The following is a 267-nucleotide window of genomic DNA, read 5'->3' as shown; positions in this document are numbered from 1 at the left end:
GGTGGGGTTAAGGATTAGGCCTGCGACCCAGTTACCCTCAAGGTTGGCTAACATCGCCTTAGATACAGTAGTTTTCCCTGTTCCAACCTCGCCCGTCAGCATAGCAAAACCGCCTCCACTATTGAGGCCAATCTGCAGGTGAGACAAAGCCTCACGGTGACGTGCACTCAAAAACAGGTACTTTGAGCTGGGAACAATTGAAAACGGCTCTTCTACAAAGCCAAAATAATCCTTATACATTCAGAACTTCTATCGACACTTCTTTTT

At 46.8% G+C, this 267-nt stretch carries 1 pseudogene; it reads right to left on the bottom strand.

Going from position 1 to position 267, the window contains the following annotated elements:
- A pseudogene (locus AB4585_RS24450) lies at positions 1-240 on the bottom strand (ExeA family protein); the annotation flags it as partial.
- Positions 241-267: the final 27 nt, after the last annotated feature.

It is taken from the genome of Vibrio sp. 10N.222.49.C9 (genome assembly GCF_041474985.1).
In the GTDB taxonomy this organism is placed as follows: Bacteria; Pseudomonadota; Gammaproteobacteria; order Enterobacterales; family Vibrionaceae; genus Vibrio; species Vibrio crassostreae_C.
This window is presented reverse-complemented; position numbering and strand designations above follow the sequence as displayed.